20 protein-coding genes are annotated in these 17,645 nt (G+C 69.2%); 4 read left to right on the top strand and 16 right to left on the bottom strand.

Annotation, left to right across the window (positions count from 1 at the left end; genetic code table 11):
• Positions 1–5: 5 nt before the first annotated feature.
• The 3 genes from NMI01S_RS16675 to NMI01S_RS16665 all read right to left on the bottom strand — a co-directional run bounded on the left by NMI01S_RS16675 (position 6) and on the right by NMI01S_RS16665 (position 2,955).
• Positions 6–434, bottom strand: coding sequence for a DUF427 domain-containing protein (locus tag NMI01S_RS16675; protein ID WP_062998181.1), 429 nt, complete (start codon positions 432–434; stop codon positions 6–8).
• 37 nt (positions 435–471) lie between these two features.
• Positions 472–1,380, bottom strand: coding sequence for an acyl-CoA thioesterase (locus NMI01S_RS16670; RefSeq protein ID WP_084513016.1), 909 nt, complete (start codon positions 1,378–1,380; stop codon positions 472–474).
• Positions 1,381–1,446: 66 nt separating this feature from the next.
• The gene (locus NMI01S_RS16665; protein ID WP_062998177.1) at positions 1,447–2,955 is read right to left on the bottom strand and encodes a WS/DGAT/MGAT family O-acyltransferase; all 1,509 of its coding nucleotides are present in this window, start codon (positions 2,953–2,955) and stop codon (positions 1,447–1,449) included.
• Between the two features lie 299 nt (positions 2,956–3,254).
• Between NMI01S_RS16665 and NMI01S_RS16660 the strand changes: the two genes are divergently transcribed.
• Entirely contained in the window at positions 3,255–4,289 is a 1,035-nt protein-coding gene (locus NMI01S_RS16660) for a hypothetical protein (RefSeq protein ID WP_062998175.1), read from the top strand.
• A gap of 15 nt (positions 4,290–4,304) precedes the next feature.
• On the opposite strand, the gene NMI01S_RS16655 is transcribed toward NMI01S_RS16660, so the two are convergent.
• Together NMI01S_RS16655 and NMI01S_RS16650 are read right to left on the bottom strand one after the other, a co-directional pair.
• Complete coding sequence (locus NMI01S_RS16655) at positions 4,305–4,643, bottom strand: histone-like nucleoid-structuring protein Lsr2 (protein ID WP_062998173.1); 339 nt, start codon at positions 4,641–4,643, stop codon at positions 4,305–4,307.
• Between the two features lie 712 nt (positions 4,644–5,355).
• Complete coding sequence (locus NMI01S_RS16650; RefSeq protein ID WP_245716895.1) at positions 5,356–6,138, bottom strand: hypothetical protein; 783 nt, start codon at positions 6,136–6,138, stop codon at positions 5,356–5,358.
• A 137-nt stretch (positions 6,139–6,275) separates the two neighbouring features.
• Between NMI01S_RS16650 and NMI01S_RS16645 the strand changes: the two genes are divergently transcribed.
• The gene (locus tag NMI01S_RS16645; protein WP_439956266.1) at positions 6,276–6,722 is read left to right on the top strand and encodes a Zn-ribbon domain-containing OB-fold protein; all 447 of its coding nucleotides are present in this window, start codon (positions 6,276–6,278) and stop codon (positions 6,720–6,722) included.
• Complete coding sequence (locus tag NMI01S_RS16640) at positions 6,715–7,914, top strand: lipid-transfer protein (RefSeq protein WP_062998170.1); 1,200 nt, start codon at positions 6,715–6,717, stop codon at positions 7,912–7,914. Before NMI01S_RS16645 ends, NMI01S_RS16640 begins: the two co-directional genes overlap by 8 nt.
• An 87-nt stretch (positions 7,915–8,001) precedes the next feature.
• Here NMI01S_RS16640 and NMI01S_RS16635 read toward each other — a convergent pair whose 3' ends face one another.
• On the bottom strand, positions 8,002–8,352 hold the full coding sequence (locus NMI01S_RS16635) for a hypothetical protein (protein ID WP_062998168.1): 351 nt from the start codon (positions 8,350–8,352) through the stop codon (positions 8,002–8,004).
• A gap of 150 nt (positions 8,353–8,502) precedes the next feature.
• Here NMI01S_RS16635 and NMI01S_RS34900 point away from each other — a divergent pair, with 150 nt between their 5' ends.
• Positions 8,503–8,664, top strand: a complete 162-nt coding sequence (locus tag NMI01S_RS34900; protein WP_157121778.1) for a hypothetical protein — start codon at positions 8,503–8,505, stop codon at positions 8,662–8,664.
• A gap of 92 nt (positions 8,665–8,756) precedes the next feature.
• Here the strand turns inward: NMI01S_RS34900 and NMI01S_RS16630 are convergent, their stop codons facing one another.
• From NMI01S_RS16630 to NMI01S_RS16585, 10 genes are all read right to left on the bottom strand, one after another.
• Positions 8,757–9,443 carry a hypothetical protein gene (locus NMI01S_RS16630; RefSeq protein WP_062998166.1) on the bottom strand — a complete coding sequence of 229 codons (687 nt, stop codon included), beginning with the start codon at positions 9,441–9,443 and terminating at the stop codon, positions 8,757–8,759.
• On the bottom strand, positions 9,440–9,850 hold the full coding sequence (locus tag NMI01S_RS36535) for a cold shock domain-containing protein (protein WP_305793869.1): 411 nt from the start codon (positions 9,848–9,850) through the stop codon (positions 9,440–9,442). The genes NMI01S_RS16630 and NMI01S_RS36535 overlap by 4 nt, the downstream gene beginning before the upstream one ends.
• Before the next feature lie 88 nt (positions 9,851–9,938).
• Positions 9,939–10,886: an ABC transporter substrate-binding protein gene (locus NMI01S_RS16620; RefSeq protein WP_062998164.1), complete on the bottom strand. Its 948-nt coding sequence runs from the start codon at positions 10,884–10,886 to the stop codon at positions 9,939–9,941.
• Positions 10,887–10,921: 35 nt separating this feature from the next.
• Complete coding sequence (locus NMI01S_RS16615) at positions 10,922–11,629, bottom strand: class II aldolase/adducin family protein (protein ID WP_062998162.1); 708 nt, start codon at positions 11,627–11,629, stop codon at positions 10,922–10,924.
• 7 nt (positions 11,630–11,636) lie between these two features.
• Positions 11,637–12,806 (bottom strand): LLM class flavin-dependent oxidoreductase, encoded by a 1,170-nt coding sequence (locus NMI01S_RS16610; protein WP_062998160.1) that lies wholly within the window; start codon positions 12,804–12,806, stop codon positions 11,637–11,639.
• Entirely contained in the window at positions 12,803–13,933 is a 1,131-nt protein-coding gene (locus NMI01S_RS16605) for an LLM class flavin-dependent oxidoreductase (protein WP_062998158.1), read from the bottom strand. The genes NMI01S_RS16610 and NMI01S_RS16605 overlap by 4 nt, the downstream gene beginning before the upstream one ends.
• The gene (locus tag NMI01S_RS16600) at positions 13,930–14,955 is read right to left on the bottom strand and encodes an ABC transporter substrate-binding protein (protein ID WP_062998156.1); all 1,026 of its coding nucleotides are present in this window, start codon (positions 14,953–14,955) and stop codon (positions 13,930–13,932) included. Before NMI01S_RS16600 ends, NMI01S_RS16605 begins: the two co-directional genes overlap by 4 nt.
• 16 nt (positions 14,956–14,971) lie before the next feature.
• Positions 14,972–15,724 carry an ABC transporter ATP-binding protein gene (locus NMI01S_RS16595; protein WP_062998725.1) on the bottom strand — a complete coding sequence of 251 codons (753 nt, stop codon included), beginning with the start codon at positions 15,722–15,724 and terminating at the stop codon, positions 14,972–14,974.
• A complete protein-coding gene (locus tag NMI01S_RS16590) occupies positions 15,721–16,560 on the bottom strand; it encodes an ABC transporter permease (RefSeq protein ID WP_062998154.1) in 840 nt (279 codons plus the stop codon). Before NMI01S_RS16590 ends, NMI01S_RS16595 begins: the two co-directional genes overlap by 4 nt.
• 1 nt (position 16,561) lies before the next feature.
• The gene (locus NMI01S_RS16585) at positions 16,562–17,605 is read right to left on the bottom strand and encodes an NrtA/SsuA/CpmA family ABC transporter substrate-binding protein (RefSeq protein ID WP_062998152.1); all 1,044 of its coding nucleotides are present in this window, start codon (positions 17,603–17,605) and stop codon (positions 16,562–16,564) included.
• Between the last annotated feature and the right edge of the window lie 40 nt (positions 17,606–17,645).

Below are 17,645 nucleotides of genomic sequence, written 5' to 3'. Positions count from 1 at the left end.
GTGGGTTACCCGGCGTGCGGTGGCCGGCCGGATTCGGGTCGGTGCCGCAGTCCGGACACGGCCGGATCCGCCACACCGATCTCGAGGCGGACGCGATCCTGATAGAAGCCGATGTGGTCCCGGATCAACGCCACCTCCGGATAGGGCTCGTGATACTCCCACGCGATGGGCTCGTCGCTGTCGTTCGGGCGCCAATACCGGGCCCAGCCCTTGAAGGGGCAGCGGGAGGTGAGCTGTTCGTCCAGGGTGAGCAGGTCGAAGCGGATATCGGCGACCGGTATGTAGAACACGATCCCGTGGTCCTGTTCGGCGACGAGCAGGCTCGCGGTGGTCTCGGCCAGTACCCGATCCTCGTGCAGGACGCGGACCAGATTGCGAATTCGCCGCACGTCGATGCGATAGTCGGGCCAATCGGCGAAGCCGGACGATTCCATGTGTTCCTCCGAGATGTGTTCCCCCGATGGCCGGTGGTCAGAGTACGGTGCCGGAGCGGGTGCGGGCGGCGGTATCGGCGGGCCGGAACGCTCGCACCATCGCGTGCACGCTGTAGGACGCCATCAGTCGTCCGTCGGCGGCGTGTACCTGTCCTTCGCTCTGGGCGTGGCCGCGTCCGGCGTAGATGACGCGGGTGCTGTACAGCAGCCACTGTGTCACATCCGCCTCGTCGTGAAAGGTGATGGTGGCCATGGTGATTCCGGTCGAGATCGCGGAATGGGCCATCGATTCACCGTAGGCGGGATGCGGGCGCAATGCGGCGGCCACCGTCCAGTGGGCACACGAGTGCGCCAGCAGTGCCGCATGCAGACAGCCGGCCTCGGGCGTGTCGCGGTATCGCGTCCACACGAACAGTTCCGGAGGACCGACGTGTCCGGGGTCGGGACTGTACCCGTCGCCGGCTACGCGCATGTCCCGGCCGTCCACCTCCGTGCCCGGAATATCCAGCGCCGCCAGCTTTTCCGGCGGTTCGACCTTCGGCATCGGCGCCGCCGAACGGATCAGATCGGGTGCGCCGGCGTCCAGCAGTACGGTGCCCGCGCACCGCAGGGTGCCGTCCTGCCGGATCCGGACGTGTGCCGTGCTGTAGGTGCGACCCGAGTGCAGCACCTCGACCTCGACGTCCAGCGGCGCGTCGTGGGCGGCGACCCGCGAGAAGATCATCGACGCCGACACCACGCGCTGCCCGGGTACCTCCTTGGCGGCCGCCACGATCGCGTCGCCGAGCATCTGGCCGGCCTCGACGACGTTACGGACGGTCGGACCATGTGCGGGGGCGACGTAATGGCCTGCGCCACAGGGACGTACGTCCATGAGGCGCGACAGCTCGGCTTGGCTCCAGGGTGGCCCGCCCGGGCCCGCTCCGGCATGCGGATCGTCGGCCATCGGCCCCCTTGTGTATATGACATTCTCTCTATAAGAGAGTCATATTACCAAAGGGTGGGCGCCGCATCACAAGCTCCGCTGCAACTCCGCCAGCGCGTCCGCCAAATGGGTGGTGATCTCCCAGACATCGGGAACCGCCTCCGGGCAGGCGACGATACCGAAATCGAGGTGCCCGTCGTAGGACATCACGGTGATGTTCAGGCCGCCGGACAACTCGGTGAGCACCGAGACCGGATAGCTGGCCAGCACGCGGATACCGTGGAGATACAGCGGAATCTGCGGTCCCGGGACATTCGAGACGATCAGGTTGACCAGAGGGAGGGTGCGGGCGGCGGCACGTAGCAGCGCTCGGGTCGGCAGGCCGTGCAGGGCCGGTGTGAGCAGTGTGGTCAGTTCGTGCAGCAGCGTCGGTGGCTGTTTGCCGAACCGGTCCTTGGCCACGAGCAGATTGTTGTGCAGCAGTTTCAGCCGGGCGTGCGCATCGTGCTCACCGATCGGCAGCGGGGACAGCATGAGCGAGAACTGATTACCCGCGGTGCCCAACTGTTCGGGCGTGCGCACCGAAACCGGGATCGCGGCCAGCAGCGGCCGGTCGATGGGGATTTCGCGGTCGAGCATCCAGTTGCGCAGCGCCGAGGTGCACAGTGCCATCACCACATCGTTGACCGTGCCGTCGATCGACTTCTTGATCGCCTTGACCGCATCCAGGGGCAGCGAGGTGTAGGCGACGCTGCGGGTCGTGGTGAGCGGGTGGTTGAACGGAACGTCGTCGTGTTTGGCGCGGAAGGCGTCCCGGGTGCGTAGCAGTGTCGGGACCGCGTCGAGCGCCGCGCGCGTGCGGGCCGATTGGCGGGTCACCGCCTTGGGAGCGCTGCGGGCCAGCATCCCGATCATCGACGGCGTGCGGTCGCGGCGGATACCGCCCTCGGGAGGCGGTGTGGCCGTGGGGGTTTCGGAGACGTCGAGGATCGCCCCCATGATCTCCGCCGCGGACACACCGTCGATCACCGCGTGGTGCACCTTCGTGTAGACCGCCTGGCGGCCGTCCGAGAGTCCGGAGACGAGGTGGCATTCCCACAGCGGGCGGGATCGGTCGAGCGGCTGGGCATGGCGGCGTGCGACATAGTCGGCGAGGTCGGCGTCGGTCGCCCCGTCGGGCAGTCGCACCTCGCGCACGTGGAAACCGAGATCGACGGTGGCGCAATCGTCCCAGTACGGCTCGTCGAGGCCCAGTGGCACGGTGCGTACCCGGCGGCGCAGCGGGGCCACCAGGTGCAGCCGCGCGGCGAACAGCCGCCGCAGTGCGCCGACATCCAGCGCGCCGCGCGGCGAGCGGCCCGAATCGAGCAGCATGACGGCGCCGATATGCATCGGCGCCGAGGCGGTTTCGCTGTCCAGCAGATGCAGGTCCAGGGCGCTCAACTGCCGCGGCGGTCCGAATTCCGCCGCGGTGGGGATCGTCGCCGACGGCGGCGTCGCCGCGCGCTGCGGTCCGGTGGCGAACGATTCGCCCGGCGTCCGGAGGTGGACGGTGGTCCCTTCCGCGTGCGAGACGGTGCTGTGCGAGACGGCCATCGTTACCTCCCGGGGGACGGTCCGGGGCGGTTCACCGGCAGACGGTGCACCGGATCGAGCCCGGACAGCTGGGTGGCGCCTCGGCGAGGCGCGGGACGGTGTTCGCGCGGCGCTGGTCGAACGTCGAGTCGTCTCGATGTCCGAGACGTGGCTGCGAGTCTAGGGGCGATCGCTGCCGCCCGCGCTTCGCCGAGAATTCGAGCCCGTAAATTGTGTGCAAACACCCGATGTGGATCGGCCCGCCCGCCCGCGCCTCTCGATGCATCCCGCAGCGTCGGCCTGGCGGGTACGATGGGTAAATGCCTTCGCGCAGCGTGCATTTCGTGGGGAGCTTCCCTGCCACGAGTACGGATGAGGCGATGCGGGCGATGGCCGACAGTGCCGGGCCGCTGTTACACACCCTGCCCACCGGTGAGACCCGCCGGTACGAGTATTACGTCCGGCCGATCCTGGAAGACCTGGTTGCTCAGGGCGCGCTCGAGGTCACCCGGGCGGGGGAGTGGCGGACTCGCCGCGATCGACCTCGATACCGTGTACCGGAGGGCCGGAAGGCGACCGGGGACGGGATGGATCTCGGATATTCCGGAGAAACCGCCGAGGCGCTGCCGATCTTCTCCGCCGTGCGCGCCGACCTGGGCCGGCCCGAACTCGCGTTGCAGATCGGCATGCCGACCGATCTCACCCTGGCGTTCGTCGCATTGGGGCCCAGGGGAATTCGCTCCGAACGCACCGCGTTCACCGAGGCCACCACGCGAGAGATCGCCGCCATCGCGCGCAGGGGCGGAAACGACGTCGTCATCCAGCTGGAGGCCACCGCGGAGCTGGTGGCGATGGCGCTGAGCCAGCCCGCGCACCGCGTGGTGGAGCGACTGCTGGGCTCGGGCCGGGGAATCGCGGCGCTCGCCGCGGCGGCGCCGGAAGGCTCCCGGCTCGGCGTGCACCTGTGCCTGGGCAGTCTGCACAACAGGGGCGTGCCGCTGCGCACCGCACGGCCGTTCGTCGACCTGGCCAATTCCGTTGCGCGGCAATGGCCCTCCGGGCGCACCCTGGAGTATGTCCATGTTCCGTTCGCCGCTGGCGACAGACCGCCGGCTGCGGAGTCCCGGTTCTACGCGCCCCTCGCCGATCTGTCCCTGCCCGCGGGCACCCGCTTCTACGCGGGTGTCGTCCACGACGTGCCTACCGAGGAGCAGCAGCGAAAGACGCTGCACACCATCGAGAATGCGCTGGGGCGCCGCGTCGACGGCGTCGCCTGCGCCTGCGGGCTCGGCCGTCGTCCCCGTGCCGTCGCGGACGCGCTCATGGCGCGTGCCGTGACACTGGCAGGTTCGTGACGGGCGGACCGTCGTCTAACCGGCTTTGTTGTACGCCTCGACGATGTCCTTGTGGATGCGGCCGCGGCTCGAGATCTCGTAGCCGTTGTTACGCGCCCACTCCCGGATGGCGGCGGTCTGCTCGCGGTCCGGGGTCGTGCGAGGAGCGCCGGACTTGACGGCGCCCTTGCGGTTTCGGCCGACCTTGCGGGCGGACTCGGTCCACTGCTCGAAGATCTTGCGCAGTTTCTCGGCGTTCTTTGTCGACAGGTCGATTTCGTATTCGATCCCGTCGATGCCGAAGTGCACCGTCTGGTCGGCATCGGACTTGCCGTCGTAGTCGTCCACCAGCTCGACGATGACCTTCTTGGCCATGAAAACCCACCCTCCACTCAGCTCGTATGTGACGCGGCGAAAATGCTAATCGAGTTGGCGAGAGCGCCGTTGAGCAGGGGGAGGCCAGTGCGTCGCGGCTCGGCCGGACATATCGTGCGTCGGCTCGTCACCGAGGGAAGATCGCGCGCCCACGCCTTTCTCGTTCGGTCGGCCGTGTCGTACCCGCGCAACCGCCACCGCCGCGGCCTTCCGGCAGGCGAGTGTCGCTGTGGCGCGGCAGGTTTCGAGCCACAGGAGGTGTTTGGCAGCGAGCCGTCGAGCGCCGGTGTGAACGGCGATTGCCGGAAGGTCGCGGAGTGTTCACGACGGTCTCGTTCGCAACTTTTCCGGCTGGTAGGGTTTTGCTTCACGGGGTCGCCACCACCGGTTCCGGATCGGCCGAGGGGCCATGAGTCCCACCGAATTTTCCGAAATGTCTTTCTTTCACAAGGTTGCTGAGCTAGGTTCTCCGCTACGCCGGACACTCGGCGGATGAGAAAGTCGGAGGACACCGTGGAATTTCTTGGCTCTGTCGCTGGCATCCTGCAGATGGTGATCGGCACCATCCTTGCCAACACCGGTTCGGGTGGCTCCGGCTCCGGTTGGTGAACGTCACCGATTCGGCTCGCTACCCGCGAGCCGAATCCACCGTGCGGGTGCCGTCGGCGTCGCCGAGTCGTTCCTCGGCCGAATCGGTTGTCGGTCGAGCCGGTTATTGGTCGAGGACGTGCTCCGGTTGGCAGACGTGCATCGGTGATGGCAGGTAGCGGACCATCGCGTCCAGTAGTGCGGCGGTGTCGTCGGTGCGCGGCGAGGTATCGCACAGGACGGGCACGACGTCGCCGATCCGGGTGAGGCGGCGGATCCGGTCGTACAACTGTTCCGGCGGCAACTTCCCGGTGCTCGGCACGCGGGGTCGCGCGGTGTCCTGGGCCAGCACCGCGTCGACGAGTTCGTGATATCGCTGTTCGGCGACCGGCCAGTGGCTGCCGAAGAATTCGGCGGCCATCGGTTCGAGTGCCCCCATCGGGATCAGATCGATGACTCCCTCGAATCCGGCCCCGATACCGAGTGGAATCTGCACCGTCAGCGGCACCGCTCCGCGCGTGGCGGCGACGGTGCGCACGCAGCGGCCGAAATCCGCGGCGCGATGGTCGAGTCCGTGCACCAGGCACAGGCGGGCGACCTGATGGTCGTCGGCCACCCGCAGCACCGCCTCGAGTCGCGCAACGCTCACCGCGGCCGCGTTCATCAGCGCGACCACCCCGTCGGCCGTCCGCACGGCCCGTTCGAGTTCCGCGATCGGCGCATGGCTCGACAGTTCGGTGAGGCGAACCGTGTGCTCGACCCGGTCGGTCACCCAGTCGACGGTGACCGCTGAGTGGGACCCGTTTCCGGCGGGCCGGCGGCACAGCCGGCCGAGGAGCGCCGCCGTCTCCCCGGGTTCCCCGACGATCGTGACGTTGCGAATCGACTGCGGGTCAATGATTTTCATGCCCATCTCGGTGTGGTACTCCAGATCCCCTCGAGGGTGGGGGCCATCCTCGATCCGGTCACACCGTACCCGGGCGCGCGCATCGGCGGAGCGGATTTCCTCGCCAAAATAGAACGTGTTCCTATATCGTCGGCGCTGTGCAGAAAGAACAACGCCCCGCCGTGGAAGGCTGGTTCACTGCGGACGACGGCACCGTACGTCTCCAGGGAAGTCGCTGCGAGGTCTGCGGCACACCGTACTTCCCGCGGAACACGCTGGCCTGCCGCAACCCGCAGTGCGCGAGCCCGAAGGACGGATCCGAGCTGGTCGAGTACCTGTTCTCCACGCGAGGCCGGATCTGGTCGTACGCGGACGCCCGCTACAAACCGCCCGCGCCCTACGTCTCGCCGGATCCGTTCGAGCCGTACGTCGTGGCGGCGGTGGAGCTCGAGGAAGAGCAGATGGTGATTCTCGGGCAGGTCGTACGCGGCCTCACCGTGGACGACCTGGCCGTCGGCATGCCGGTCGAGCTGGCGCTGGGCGTGCTGTACGAGGACGAGGAAGCGGAGCACACGGTGTGGATGTGGAGGCCGGTCGATGCCTGACAACGATCGCGATATCGCCGTCCTCGGTGCGGGTATGCACCAGTGGGGCAAATGGGGACGCAATTTCGTCGAATACGGCTTGGTGGCCGCGCGGGCGGCGCTGGCCGATGCCGGAGTCGACCACCGCGACGTCGGCTACATCGCCGGCGCGGACACGATCCGCAACGGCTACCCCGGATTCGTGTCGGGTGCGACGTTCGCGCAGGCGCTCGGCTGGTCCGGCGCCCGGATCTCGAGCAGTTACGCCGCCTGCGCCTCCGGCGCCCAGGCCATCGCCAACGCGCGGGCCCAGATCCTGGCCGGGCTGACCGATGTGGCGCTCGTGGTCGGTGCGGATGCCGCCCCGAAGGGATTCTTCCAGCCCGTCGGCGGCGAACGCCGCGACGATCCGGACTGGTTGCGTTTCCATCTGCTCGGCGCCACCAACCCCATCTACTTCGCCTTGTACGCGCGCCGGCGGATGGCGCTGCACGGGGCCACGCTCGACGATTTCGCCGCCGTCAAGGTGAAGAACGCCAAGCACGGCCTGAACAACCCTTACGCGCGCTACCGCAAAGAGGTGGCGGCCGAGGAGGTCGCGGCCTCGGCGATCGTCTCCGATCCGTTGCGGCTGCTCGACATCTGCGCCACCAGTGACGGCGGCGCCGCGCTGGTGCTGACGTCGATGGACTACGCCCGCCGCCACGGCATCGCCGATCCGGTCCGCATCCGGGCGCTGTCGACGGTCACGCCGACCTTCCCGAAAACCGTTCTCGATCTGCCGGATTTCGCGACCGACTCCGCGGTGGCCTTCGATGTGCCCTCGCGGTCGTTCCGGTCCGCGATCGCGGATGCCGCCTACGAGGAGGCCGGACTCGGTCCCGCCGACCTGTCCTTCGCGGAGGTCTACGACCTGTCCACCGCGCTGGAGCTGGACTGGTACGAAGATATCGGGTTGTGCGAGATCGGCGGCGCCGAGGAGCTGTTGCGCAGCGGCGCAACCACTTTGGGAGGACGCGTGCCGGTGAATCCCAGCGGTGGCCTGGCCTGCTTCGGTGAGGCCATCCCGGCGCAGGCGATCGCCCAGATCTGCGAACTCACCTGGCAGTTGCGCGGCCGAGCCGACGGGCGGCAGGTGGAGAACGCCCGCGCCGGCATCGCCGTGAACCAGGGCCTGTTCGGCCACGGTTCGGCCATCATCGCCACCCGCTGAACCGGCCGTGCTCACGAAAACCCGGGCTGTGCCCGGGTTTTCGTGTATTCGGGGCGCGAATCGTCGCCTCGGCAGCGACCGGTCCGCTCAACCCCAGGCGGCCTGGTCCGGAACGGTGGACGTGAAGATCACGTAGAAGTGCTGGCCCGGCAGCAGTTCGTTGATGTCGTGCCAGCTGCCGGCGGGATCGCGCTGGTAGTAGCGCTCGATGCCGGTGCCGTCGTCGTAGCAGACGATGCCGGCGGTGCCGAACGGGCTCCAATACACCTCGGTGCCCGGTCGCGGCGGTTCCAGCGGGGTGCGGAACTGCTGGCTGCACGGGGTGATCACCGGGTGATAGATCGTGGGTTGGGCGGCCGCGCCCGGGGCGAGCGCGGCCAGCCCCGCGGTCGAGATCGCGGCGGCGGTGACGACACGGCGGAAGGTGAAATTCGGCAATTCTGCTCCTTGCTGGGCGGAAAAGAGTTCACTGGCCTGTGTCGGCAACCCTACGGTCTCCGTCGCGTGATGAAAAAAAGTGGTTTAGCGGGCCGGGATCGGGGTTTTCGGTAGTCAGCTGTGATCTTGGGGGAACGAGGAGTGAGCCGCATGCCGAGTAACAGAGATTCCGTATTCGTCGACGATGAAGCCGTGGCCTCGATGCCCGCCGAACAACCGGCCGCGGTGAGCTGGCCGGACCCCAGCCCCCTCGATTCGTGGTGGAACGACATCATGGGCCTGTCGGCCGACCCGCCCCGCCCGAACGCTTAGCCTGTTCTGGCCCACCATCTTTCGCGGAGCCTCGGCTGCGGCGAGGCACTGCTGAGCGCGGTGCGACGACGACAGTGCGAACGAATGAATCCTCAGGGGTTGGGGCCGGGTGACGGCTCTGCGCCGCGTCCCTCGCGGCTGCCCCGGTAGGCGCTGCGCCGGAGACGAGTGACGAATCGTGGGGCGAGTGCGACGCCGGGCGGGTGGTGCAGGGTCGGGTCGACGGCGTCGTCAGGAGGTGGCGCCACGGTTGCGGCGGTGAGCCGCAGGTCCGCGAACGGCTCGTCGGGTCCGTTCAGTCGCCGCGCGGTGAGTGTGAAACCGAGGCCGTGGGTGGTCGCGTAGTCGCGCAGCGTCGCGAGGGAGGCATCGGCGGGTTGATCGGGGTCCGGCCGGGCGAATATCCACTGCGGGGCGCCGCTGTCGAACCGGTAGGCCATCAGCGTCCCGTAGGTCGCGCGGCGCCACGACGGGACGGGTATCGCGAAGAATCGGGTCAGTGTGCCGGTGGGTGTGGACGCCAGGGCGAGGTCCCAGCGCCCGCCGGGGGTCCGCACGCGCAGACCGATTCCCACGGCATCGGGCAGGCGTCCCGGCATGCCGAGGGCTTTGGACAGACGGACCTCGACGTCGCGTTCTCCGTCCCCGAAGTACTTCTCGAACGCCGGGGCGGGGTGCAGGTGTCCGCTGAACCAGAGTCCGCGCGGATGGAAGACGCGGGCGCGCCGGACGCGGGCGACCAGCTCGAAGGATTCCTCGACCAGGCGTTCGGCTTTCACAACTCGTCGCCGGTGCGGGGGAAGGGGAGAACCTGGGTGGCCTCGGGGCCGCCGCAGGTGTGGGTCAGTGTGAACACCACCGCTTGCCCGGGGCTGAGGGTCTTGTAGCCGGGCATGTCGATCGTGCGGTAGTCGACGAAGACCGCGTCGCCGGTGGCGCTGGTGAGGTAGCCGAACCCCTTTTCGGCGTTGAACCACGCCACCTGCCCCCGCTGCCAGTCGGGCAGCTTCTCGTCGACCTGCGTGAGGTGCGGATCCGGATGGGTGCGATGCTCGGCGGGAACAACGGCGGGGGTCCAGGTCACGGTCATGCGCATACTCGTTCCGGTCGCGGTGCGGGTGGGCAACTGGCGGGCGGCCGGTTTCCCGGCGCCGCCACCCGCGATACCCGCCCGTCCCGAGACCAAACAATCACCTCGGTCCGTGCGTGCGCGCCGGCGGCGACCGGAGCGCCGACGCGTACCCCCGCGCCGGCGGTCCGTCGAGGTGACTACGTCAGCCGGCCGGTGCCGGTTCGGGTGCGGTGAGGAACTCCGTGATCGCGGGATCGACCGCGTCGCGGACCCGGATCTTCTTGGGTAGCAGGCCGTTTGCGTGCAGCAGGTCGGCGGCGTGCTGTTGTTCGTCGAGGAATTGCTCGGTGACCGGGCCGAGGCCGAACGGGCGGCCGCGCAGCGCGGCTTCCCAGGTGTCGAGGTCGGCGGTGCCGCCGCGGGCGAGGATATCGTCGACGAAGTATTGCGCTGCGGCGCGTGGGTTTTCGGCGATCCAGGCGTCGGACTCCCGCAAGGCGGTGATGATCGCTTCCAGCGCCGGGCGGTGGGCTTCGGCGAAGTCGCGGCGGGTGAACCACAGCGAGGGGTGGCTGAAGACGGATTCGGTGTCGACGAGGGTGTGCAACGGGGTGGCGGCCTCCACGGCGGCCAGGCCGGGGTAGGCGCCGACCCAGGCGTCGAGGCTGCCGTCGAGCAGCAGGGCGCCGCCGTCGTGCACGTCGGTGTCGACCGGCTCGATGTCGCCCCAGCCCAGACCCGACCGCTCCAAGGCGAACAGCAGCAGCGTGGTCTGCCAGGAACCGTGCGCGATGCCGACCCGCTTACCCGCCAGATCGGCCACCGACTCGATACCGTTGCCCGCCTTGGTGACCAGCCGGCCGTTCTCGATGCGCGGTCCGGAGATGCCGACGTAGACGATGTCGCGGTCGTTGCCGAGCGCGGTGATCGGCGGGGTGAAGCCGGTGCCGATGAAGTCGTAGCCGGTCGCGTCGAACAGGTAGTCCGAATGCAGCGACGGCAGTGCGGTTTTCACGTCGGCGCGGGGCGGCTGCGGAAGGGCCCGCAGGTCCACCCACTCCACGTCGGGCAGTGCGCGTTCCAGGATGCCGCGGTGACGCAGGACGAACAGCGAATTGTTGTGCGGGAAGTAGCCGACACGAACGGTCATGGGGATTGCTCCTCGAGAAGGTACGGAAGTAGGGGTCAGATCAGCCCGCGGCGGCGGGCCTCGTCCGCGAGCCCGGTGCGCCCCCACTGCACCGCGAGATTGGACTTGTCGAATTCGACGGAGCCGCCGAGGGTTTCGGCGATCGCCTGATACTGTGCGCCCTCTTCGAGCAACACGACCAGCTTCGCCAGCTCCAGCAGTCCGGCACGCCCGATGACGTTCGCGCCGCCGTTGGCCTCGAAGATCGCGATGAGGTCGGGGTCGCGGGACAGCCGGTCGAGGATGAAGTCGCCCGCGCCGATGCTTCGATCGATGTGCGGCGGGATCTCCCGCGACAGGGTCAGCCGCTGCACGGCGGCGTAGCGGATCGGGAAGACGCGGTGGGTCTGCGCCCAGCCACCCAGCCAGGGGCTGTGCACGTGCACCACGGAAGTGATCTCCGGATGCGCGCGGAACACCGCGGCGTAACCGGTGACGAAGCCGGCGGAACCGGTGCCGGACAGTACTTCTCCGTCGAAATCGGCGACCACGGGTCGCACGGTGCGGTCGTCGGCCCAGGGGCCGGGCTCGTTGAGCGCTACCGCGATGTCGTGGCCGGGTACGCGTTCGACGAAATTGACGGTCCCGTTGCCTGCGACGGTGCCGGTTTCGCGGAACACCCGGAACGCCTTCTCGGCGTCGCGGGTGGCGGCGGCGACGAATTCGGTGACGGTGTCGTCGAGCCGGATTTCGGTGGTGGTCACGATTCTCCTAGTGGGCGTGCGTCAGTGCGGGGGTGGTGTCGGGTGCGGTCAGGCGGGAGCGGCCGAGCAGCGGCAGCACTTCTTCCCCGACCCGGTAGGCCTCCTCCAGATGCGGGTTTCCGGCGAGGATGAAGGCGTCTACACCGAGGTCGATCAGCTCGTCGAGGCGCTGGGCGACCTGTTCGTAGCTGCCGACCAGCCCGAAGGCGGGTCCGCCGCGGATCAGGCTGAAACCGCACCAGACGTTGGGTTGCACCTCCAGGTCCCGGTAGCCGGTGATGGTTTCGGGGACCCAGCCCTTGATCCGTGCCGCTCCCACCGAATCGCCCTGGGCGGCGCGGTTGGCGGCCTCGCGGTCGACGAAGGCCCAGCCCTTGCGGATCTCGTCCCACGCGGCCTCTTCGGTGTGCCGGGCCAGGATGTCGATGCGGACCGCGAATTTCGGTGTGCGGCCGATCTTTTCGGCGTGCGCGCGCACGCCGTCGAATTTGGCGCGCAGGTCGGCGAAGGGCTCCAGCCAGGACAGGTAGTAGTCGGCGTGGCGTCCGGCGGCCTGCACCGCGGCGCCGGAGGACCCGGAGAAGTACACCTCCGGGAACGGTTGCCCGGCCAGGCCCGGCGGCAGGGCGGCCGCCTCGGTGTGGAAGAACCGGCCGTCGTGGGTGTACGGCCGCCCGTCCCACACCCCGCGCAGCACGTCGAGGAATTCGCTGGTGCGGGCGTAGCGGTCGTCGTGGGAAACCTTGTCGCCCCACCACAATTGGGCCGGGCCGCCGCCACCGCTGATGATGTTGTAGACGAGCCGCCCGCCGGTGGCGCGCTGCAGACTTGCCGACATGCGCGCGGCCTGCACCGGGTGCAGGAAGCCGGGCTGGAAGGCGACCATGAAGCGGTAGGTGGTGGTTTCGCGGGCCAGCGCGGCGGCGAAGGCCCACGGATCCTCGGTGACCGGGAACGAGGGCAGCAGCCCGCCCAGGAATCCCGCGGATTCGCTCGCTCGGGCGACGGCGGCGACGTGATCGATATAGCTGTACCCGTCGAGTTCACCGCCGCGCACGGCCGGGGCGATATTGCCCGGACCGTAGCCGCCGGCGTTGCCGCGGTTGTAGCGGCGCGGCGTGCGCAGCGAGGCGTGGTCGCCCTCCATGCCGATGCGCCAGTAGATGTCGATCGTCACAGCGCGACCTCCTTCAGAGTGCGCCCCGCCGGGTCGGCCAGGAACAGCAGATGCTCACCGGCGCGGTGCACCTCCTCGATGTGCGGGTGCCCGGAGAGCACGATGGTGTCGAAACCTGTTGCGGTGTAGACCTGTAGCTGCCGGGCCACCTGTTCGTAACTGCCGACCAGGCCGATGGCCTGCGGGTAGCCGAGCAGGTCGAATCCGGCCCAGCGGCCGTCGCCCAGGGCCAGCGATCGCGCGCCCGGGCCGTCCGGGCGCACCTCACGCCATTGCCGTTCCGCACGCGCCCACGCCTCGTCCTCGGTCTCGCGCGCGATGACCGGGATCTCGAGTCCGGCGCGCACGGTACGACCGGTCTCGCCGGTGCGGGCGCGCAACGCGGCCAGTTGTTCGCCCGGGCCGTCGGGGGATTCGGTGAACACGTGCACATCACCGTGCCGCGCCGACAGGTCCAGGGCCTCGGGGGAGGTGCCGGACAGGTACACGGCCGGGAAGGGCAGCCCCGACAGTACGCCGCGGAAACCGCCGTCGATCACGTCGTAGTAGTCGCCCGCGACATCGAATCCGGTGCCCCGGAACCCGGCCGCCGGCACCGGTTCGCGGTTCCACACACCACGGGCGACGGTGAGGAATTCCGCGGCGCGCCGGTAGCGGTCGGCACCGGACACCCGGTCGCCGCGCGAGCGCGCCTCCGCCTCGTCGGTGTCGACCGCCAGTCGCCAGCCCAGCCGCCCCGCCGACAGGCGCTGCAACGTGACCGACATCTTCGCCGCGTAGACGGGAGTGCCGAAGGCGGGCTGGAATTCGACGATCACCCGGCTGTGCCGGGTGGCGCGCAGGGCACCGCCGGCGACGATCCACGATTCCTCACCCAGCGGGTCGTAGGGTGCGAGCACACCGTCGAGTCCGGCCAGTTCGGCGGCGTCGATCACCTGGTGCAGGTCGTCGAAGGGGCCGAAGCGGCCGGGCCGCACATCGGTGGGTTCGCGATCGGGCACACGATTACCGGTGTGCCCGCTCGCCGGGGTGGGCACCGAAGCGCCGAAACCACCGCGATGCCGCAGCTCCGGGCGTGCCCGGCGGCCGTCACCGCGGCTGGGCAGCCGCCACAGGTATTCGGTCATGCCGCCGCCCGTCCGGCCGCGACCAGCTCCCGTGCCCGGGCCAGGGGTTCCGGCGCGACCCACGATTCGAGATCGAAGTCGGTGGCGAGGAAGCCGTGGGTGTAGAGGAACTGTTTCTGCACGCCCAGCAACTCCAGCCGTTCTTCGTCCAGGCTGGGATGCAGGCTGCGATGGAAGTCCTCCCCGTAGGCGGCCACGACTCCGTCGGGGCCGGAAAGGGTTTCGCGTTGCAGCACCGCGCGGACGCCGTCGAGATTGTCGCCGGCCCAGTCGGCGGCGCGCAGACTCTGTGCGAGGAAGTCGACCACCACCTCGGGCCGGGTGTCGAGCAGGTGCTGATGCACGGTGATGGGGCGCGGGGTGCCGTTGTTGACGCGCAGCCGCTTGCTGTCGGTGGCGTCGAGGTCCACCGCCACCCGCAGGCCGTGCTCGGCGGCGACCTCCTGGGCCCGGGCGCCCTTGACGTAGATCGCGTCCACCTCGCCGCGCAGCAACTCCTCGGCGCCCCAGGTGACGCGGCGAGCGCGCTGCTGAACATCGGTGCGCACCTGCGGATCTCGTTCCACGGCGAGTTCGGCCACGGTGACGTCGGCGAGGGTCAGACCGCCCAGCCGCAGCGCGTTGGCGAAGCCGTGCAACGCCATGGCGCGCGGGAAGCTGCGGGCCTGATCCTGTGCCCAGGCCGGAATACCGATGCGCAGACCGGCCAGGTCGGCGGGGGAGGCGACCGGGGAATCCGGGCCGACCAGGATGGCCTGCGATTCGTCGATCCAGGTGAGGCCGATGAGCCGGCTGGGCGAGCCGGCGGCGCGGGCCGCCAGGGCGGGCACGTTGCCGCCCTCGCGCACCAGGCCGGCCAGCCCGTGGTCGAAGTGGAATCCGGCCAGTTCGGGTCCGGCGTCCTGCAGGACGCCGAAGGTGAGGCCGCCGCGCTGCGCGGCGTCGTCGAGCCAGCCCAGGCTGTGCGCCAGACCGCTGGCGGTCGGGACGGGGCAACGGGTGTACCAGAGGGTGTCGGTCATGAAAAGCTCCGTGGGTTCAAGGAATCCGGTGGTGGTCGGTGGTGTGGCCGACGCCGAGTTCGGCGAGCAGAGCCGCCTGGTAGCGCAGGGCGGCGGGGTCGGTCCGGTCGCGCGGGCGAGGCAGATCGATATCGATGTCGACGGCGAAGCGGCCCCGGTTCAGGACGAGGACCCGGTCGGCCAGCCGGACCGCCTCGTCCACGTCGTGGGTGACCATCAGCACCGCCGGGCGATGCCGCTCCACCAGGTCGCCGACGAGGTCCTGCATCTGCAACCGGGTCAGGGCGTCCAGCGCGGCGAACGGCTCGTCCAGCAGCAGCAGTTCGGGCTCCCGGACCAGTGCGCGCGCGAGTGCGGCGCGCTGGGCTTCGCCGCCGGACAGGGTGGCGGGCCACTGCCGCGCCTTCTCGTCGAGTCCGACCTCGGCGAGGGCGCGCAGGCCCGCCGCCCGCACCGGCTTGGAACGGCGTTGCCCGACAACGACATTCGCCAGCACACGTTTGGACGGGATGAGCCGGGGCTCCTGGTAGACGGTGGTGCGGACGGCCGGAACCAGCACGTCGCCCGCGTCCGGAACCTCCAGGCCGGTGAGCAGTCGCAGCAGCGTCGTCTTACCGGTGCCGCTGGGCCCGAGCAGGACGACGAACTCACCGCGGCGGATGCTCAGATCCACTCCGTCGAGAACGACATTGTCGCCGAAGGCTTTTCGCAATCCGGTGATCTGCACGGCCAGCGGTGCGGCGGTGCGCGGTTCGTCCACGGCGGTCATCGGATCGCCACCTGTCCGCGCCACGGCATCGCGAAGCGTTCGATCAGCCGCACCGCGCCGTCGAACACCAGGCCCAGGACGGCGTAGAGCACGACGCACAGCACCATGTAGTCGGTGCGGTTGTATTCCTGCGCGAGGGTGACCAGGTAGCCCACGCCCTTGCTGGTGCCGACCTGTTCGGCGGCGATCAGGCCGGTGATGCTGATGGACAGGCAGACCCGCAGCGCCATGAGGATGCCGGGCAGCGCCGCCGGCAGGATCACCTCGAGCACCAGTCGCGGGCCGGTCAGCCCGAAGCCGCGGGCGGCCTCCACCACCTTGCGATCGACATTGCGTACGCCGAGATAGGTGTAGGCGTACATGGGTGCGACGGTGGCGACCGCGATGAGCAGCACCTTGTACAACTCGTCGATCCCGAACCAGGCGATGAACAACGGCACCAGCGCGAGGAAGGGGACGGCGCGCACGATCTGCATCGTCGAATCGACCAGTTCCTCACCGAGACTCGATAATCCGGCCGCCAAGCCGAGGAACAATCCGGCCGACACTCCGAGCCCCACCCCCAGCCCCGCGCGGACGAAGGAGGCGAGCGCGAAATCGACCAGCTGGCCATTGTGCACCAGTTCGGTGAACGCCGACCAGACCTTCGGCGGCCCGGCCAGCACCTCCGGCGACAGCGCGCCGGTGGCCGACCCGATCCACCAGCCGGCGAAGATCAGTACCGGGAGCAGGAAGCGCAGGGGCACCGACAGCCATGCGGGTCTGCGTTTCTCGACCCGGCTGCGCGGCGGCGCGAGCCGGCCCGTCGACGCGGGGGCAGCGATGACGGCGGTCATGTCATCGCCCCGTTTTCAGCGCGGCCAGCTGGTCGGGGGTGAGCTTGGCCTTCAGGTCGTAGAAGATGTCGGCGGCGGTGATCTTGCGGCTGATCACGCCGTTACCGGCGAACAGGTCGACCACGTCGGCGAGGTCGGCGGCATCGGATTCCAGCGGCAGGCGCGGCACGGTGGCTTCGCTGTCCACCCGGATCGCGTCGGCGAGGCGGGCGCCGGTCAGCGCGCGCGGGCCGGTCTGTTCGAAGACGTTCTCGAACGCCGACGGATTGTCGTGCTGCGCAACGGTCAGCCCCTGCAGCACCTCCAGGTATTTGGCGGCGATCTCCGGGCGCTTGTCGAGGATCTCGGTGCGGAAGACCACCACCGTGTTGTCCTTGGAGCCGATGCTCTGCTCGGTCGCGATCTCCACGCCGCCGTTGGCCTTGGCCTCCTGATAGGGCACCAGGAACGAGGCCCAGGCGTCGACCTTGCCGGTGGCGAAGGCCGAGGCGGCGTCCTTCTGCTGCAACGGCACTCGCGTCACCTTGTCGGCCGGCACGCCCGCCTGGGCGAGGGCCTTCAGCAGGATGTATTCGCCCTTGCCGGCCGGATTCACCGCGACGCGCTTGCCGACCAGTTCGGCCACCGAGTGGATGCCCGATTCTTTGGTGGCGATGATGCCGCTCTGGTCCTTACCGGCCGGATCCTGCACCGCCACGATGCGGACCGCGACATCCTTCGACAGCGCACCCACGACCGGGCTGAACGCGGCCCCGGAGATATCGAGTTGCCTGGTGTTGAACAGCTTGAGCATGGAGCTGAAACCCGGTGTGGTGTTGACCCATTCGACCTTGGCCCCCAGCGGGGCCAGGGCCTTGTCGAACGTGCCGTCCCGTTTGGCCACCGCGAGTGGCCCCGCGTTGCCCGGATCGGCCACCTTCAACACCAGCTGTGATCCGGCGCCGGATTCGGTCGCGGATCCGGAGCCACACGCCGCGACCAGAGCGACGACGGGGGCGAGCGCGAGCGCGAGTCGCCAACCGTGTGGCCTGCGCGTGCGGAACATCGTGGAGCACCTCTTCCGAATCGGGGACCGAAGTCGAGTG

The sequence above is a fragment of the Nocardia mikamii NBRC 108933 genome (assembly GCF_001613505.1).
Taxonomy (GTDB): Bacteria; Actinomycetota; Actinomycetes; order Mycobacteriales; family Mycobacteriaceae; genus Nocardia; species Nocardia mikamii.
The sequence above is the reverse complement of the archived record's forward strand: the minus strand, read 5'-3'. Positions and strand labels throughout refer to the sequence as shown.

Bases quoted from the DNA above. Each gene is read 5' to 3' on its own strand.
- NMI01S_RS16675 (WP_062998181.1), bottom strand. From the start codon at position 434: ATGGAATCGTCCGGCTTCGCCGATTGGCCCGACTATCGCATCGACGTG.
- NMI01S_RS16670 (WP_084513016.1), bottom strand. From the start codon at position 1,380: ATGGCCGACGATCCGCATGCCGGAGCGGGCCCGGGCGGGCCACCCTGG.
- NMI01S_RS16665 (WP_062998177.1), bottom strand. From the start codon at position 2,955: ATGGCCGTCTCGCACAGCACCGTCTCGCACGCGGAAGGGACCACCGTC.
- NMI01S_RS16660 (WP_062998175.1), top strand. From the start codon at position 3,255: ATGCCTTCGCGCAGCGTGCATTTCGTGGGGAGCTTCCCTGCCACGAGT.
- NMI01S_RS16655 (WP_062998173.1), bottom strand. From the start codon at position 4,643: ATGGCCAAGAAGGTCATCGTCGAGCTGGTGGACGACTACGACGGCAAG.
- NMI01S_RS16650 (WP_245716895.1), bottom strand. From the start codon at position 6,138: ATGAAAATCATTGACCCGCAGTCGATTCGCAACGTCACGATCGTCGGG.
- NMI01S_RS16640 (WP_062998170.1), top strand. From the start codon at position 6,715: ATGCCTGACAACGATCGCGATATCGCCGTCCTCGGTGCGGGTATGCAC.
- NMI01S_RS34900 (WP_157121778.1), top strand. From the start codon at position 8,503: ATGCCGAGTAACAGAGATTCCGTATTCGTCGACGATGAAGCCGTGGCC.
- NMI01S_RS16620 (WP_062998164.1), bottom strand. From the start codon at position 10,886: ATGACCGTTCGTGTCGGCTACTTCCCGCACAACAATTCGCTGTTCGTC.
- NMI01S_RS16605 (WP_062998158.1), bottom strand. From the start codon at position 13,933: ATGACCGAATACCTGTGGCGGCTGCCCAGCCGCGGTGACGGCCGCCGG.
- NMI01S_RS16600 (WP_062998156.1), bottom strand. From the start codon at position 14,955: ATGACCGACACCCTCTGGTACACCCGTTGCCCCGTCCCGACCGCCAGC.
- NMI01S_RS16595 (WP_062998725.1), bottom strand. From the start codon at position 15,724: ATGACCGCCGTGGACGAACCGCGCACCGCCGCACCGCTGGCCGTGCAG.
- NMI01S_RS16590 (WP_062998154.1), bottom strand. From the start codon at position 16,560: ATGACCGCCGTCATCGCTGCCCCCGCGTCGACGGGCCGGCTCGCGCCG.
- NMI01S_RS16585 (WP_062998152.1), bottom strand. From the start codon at position 17,605: ATGTTCCGCACGCGCAGGCCACACGGTTGGCGACTCGCGCTCGCGCTC.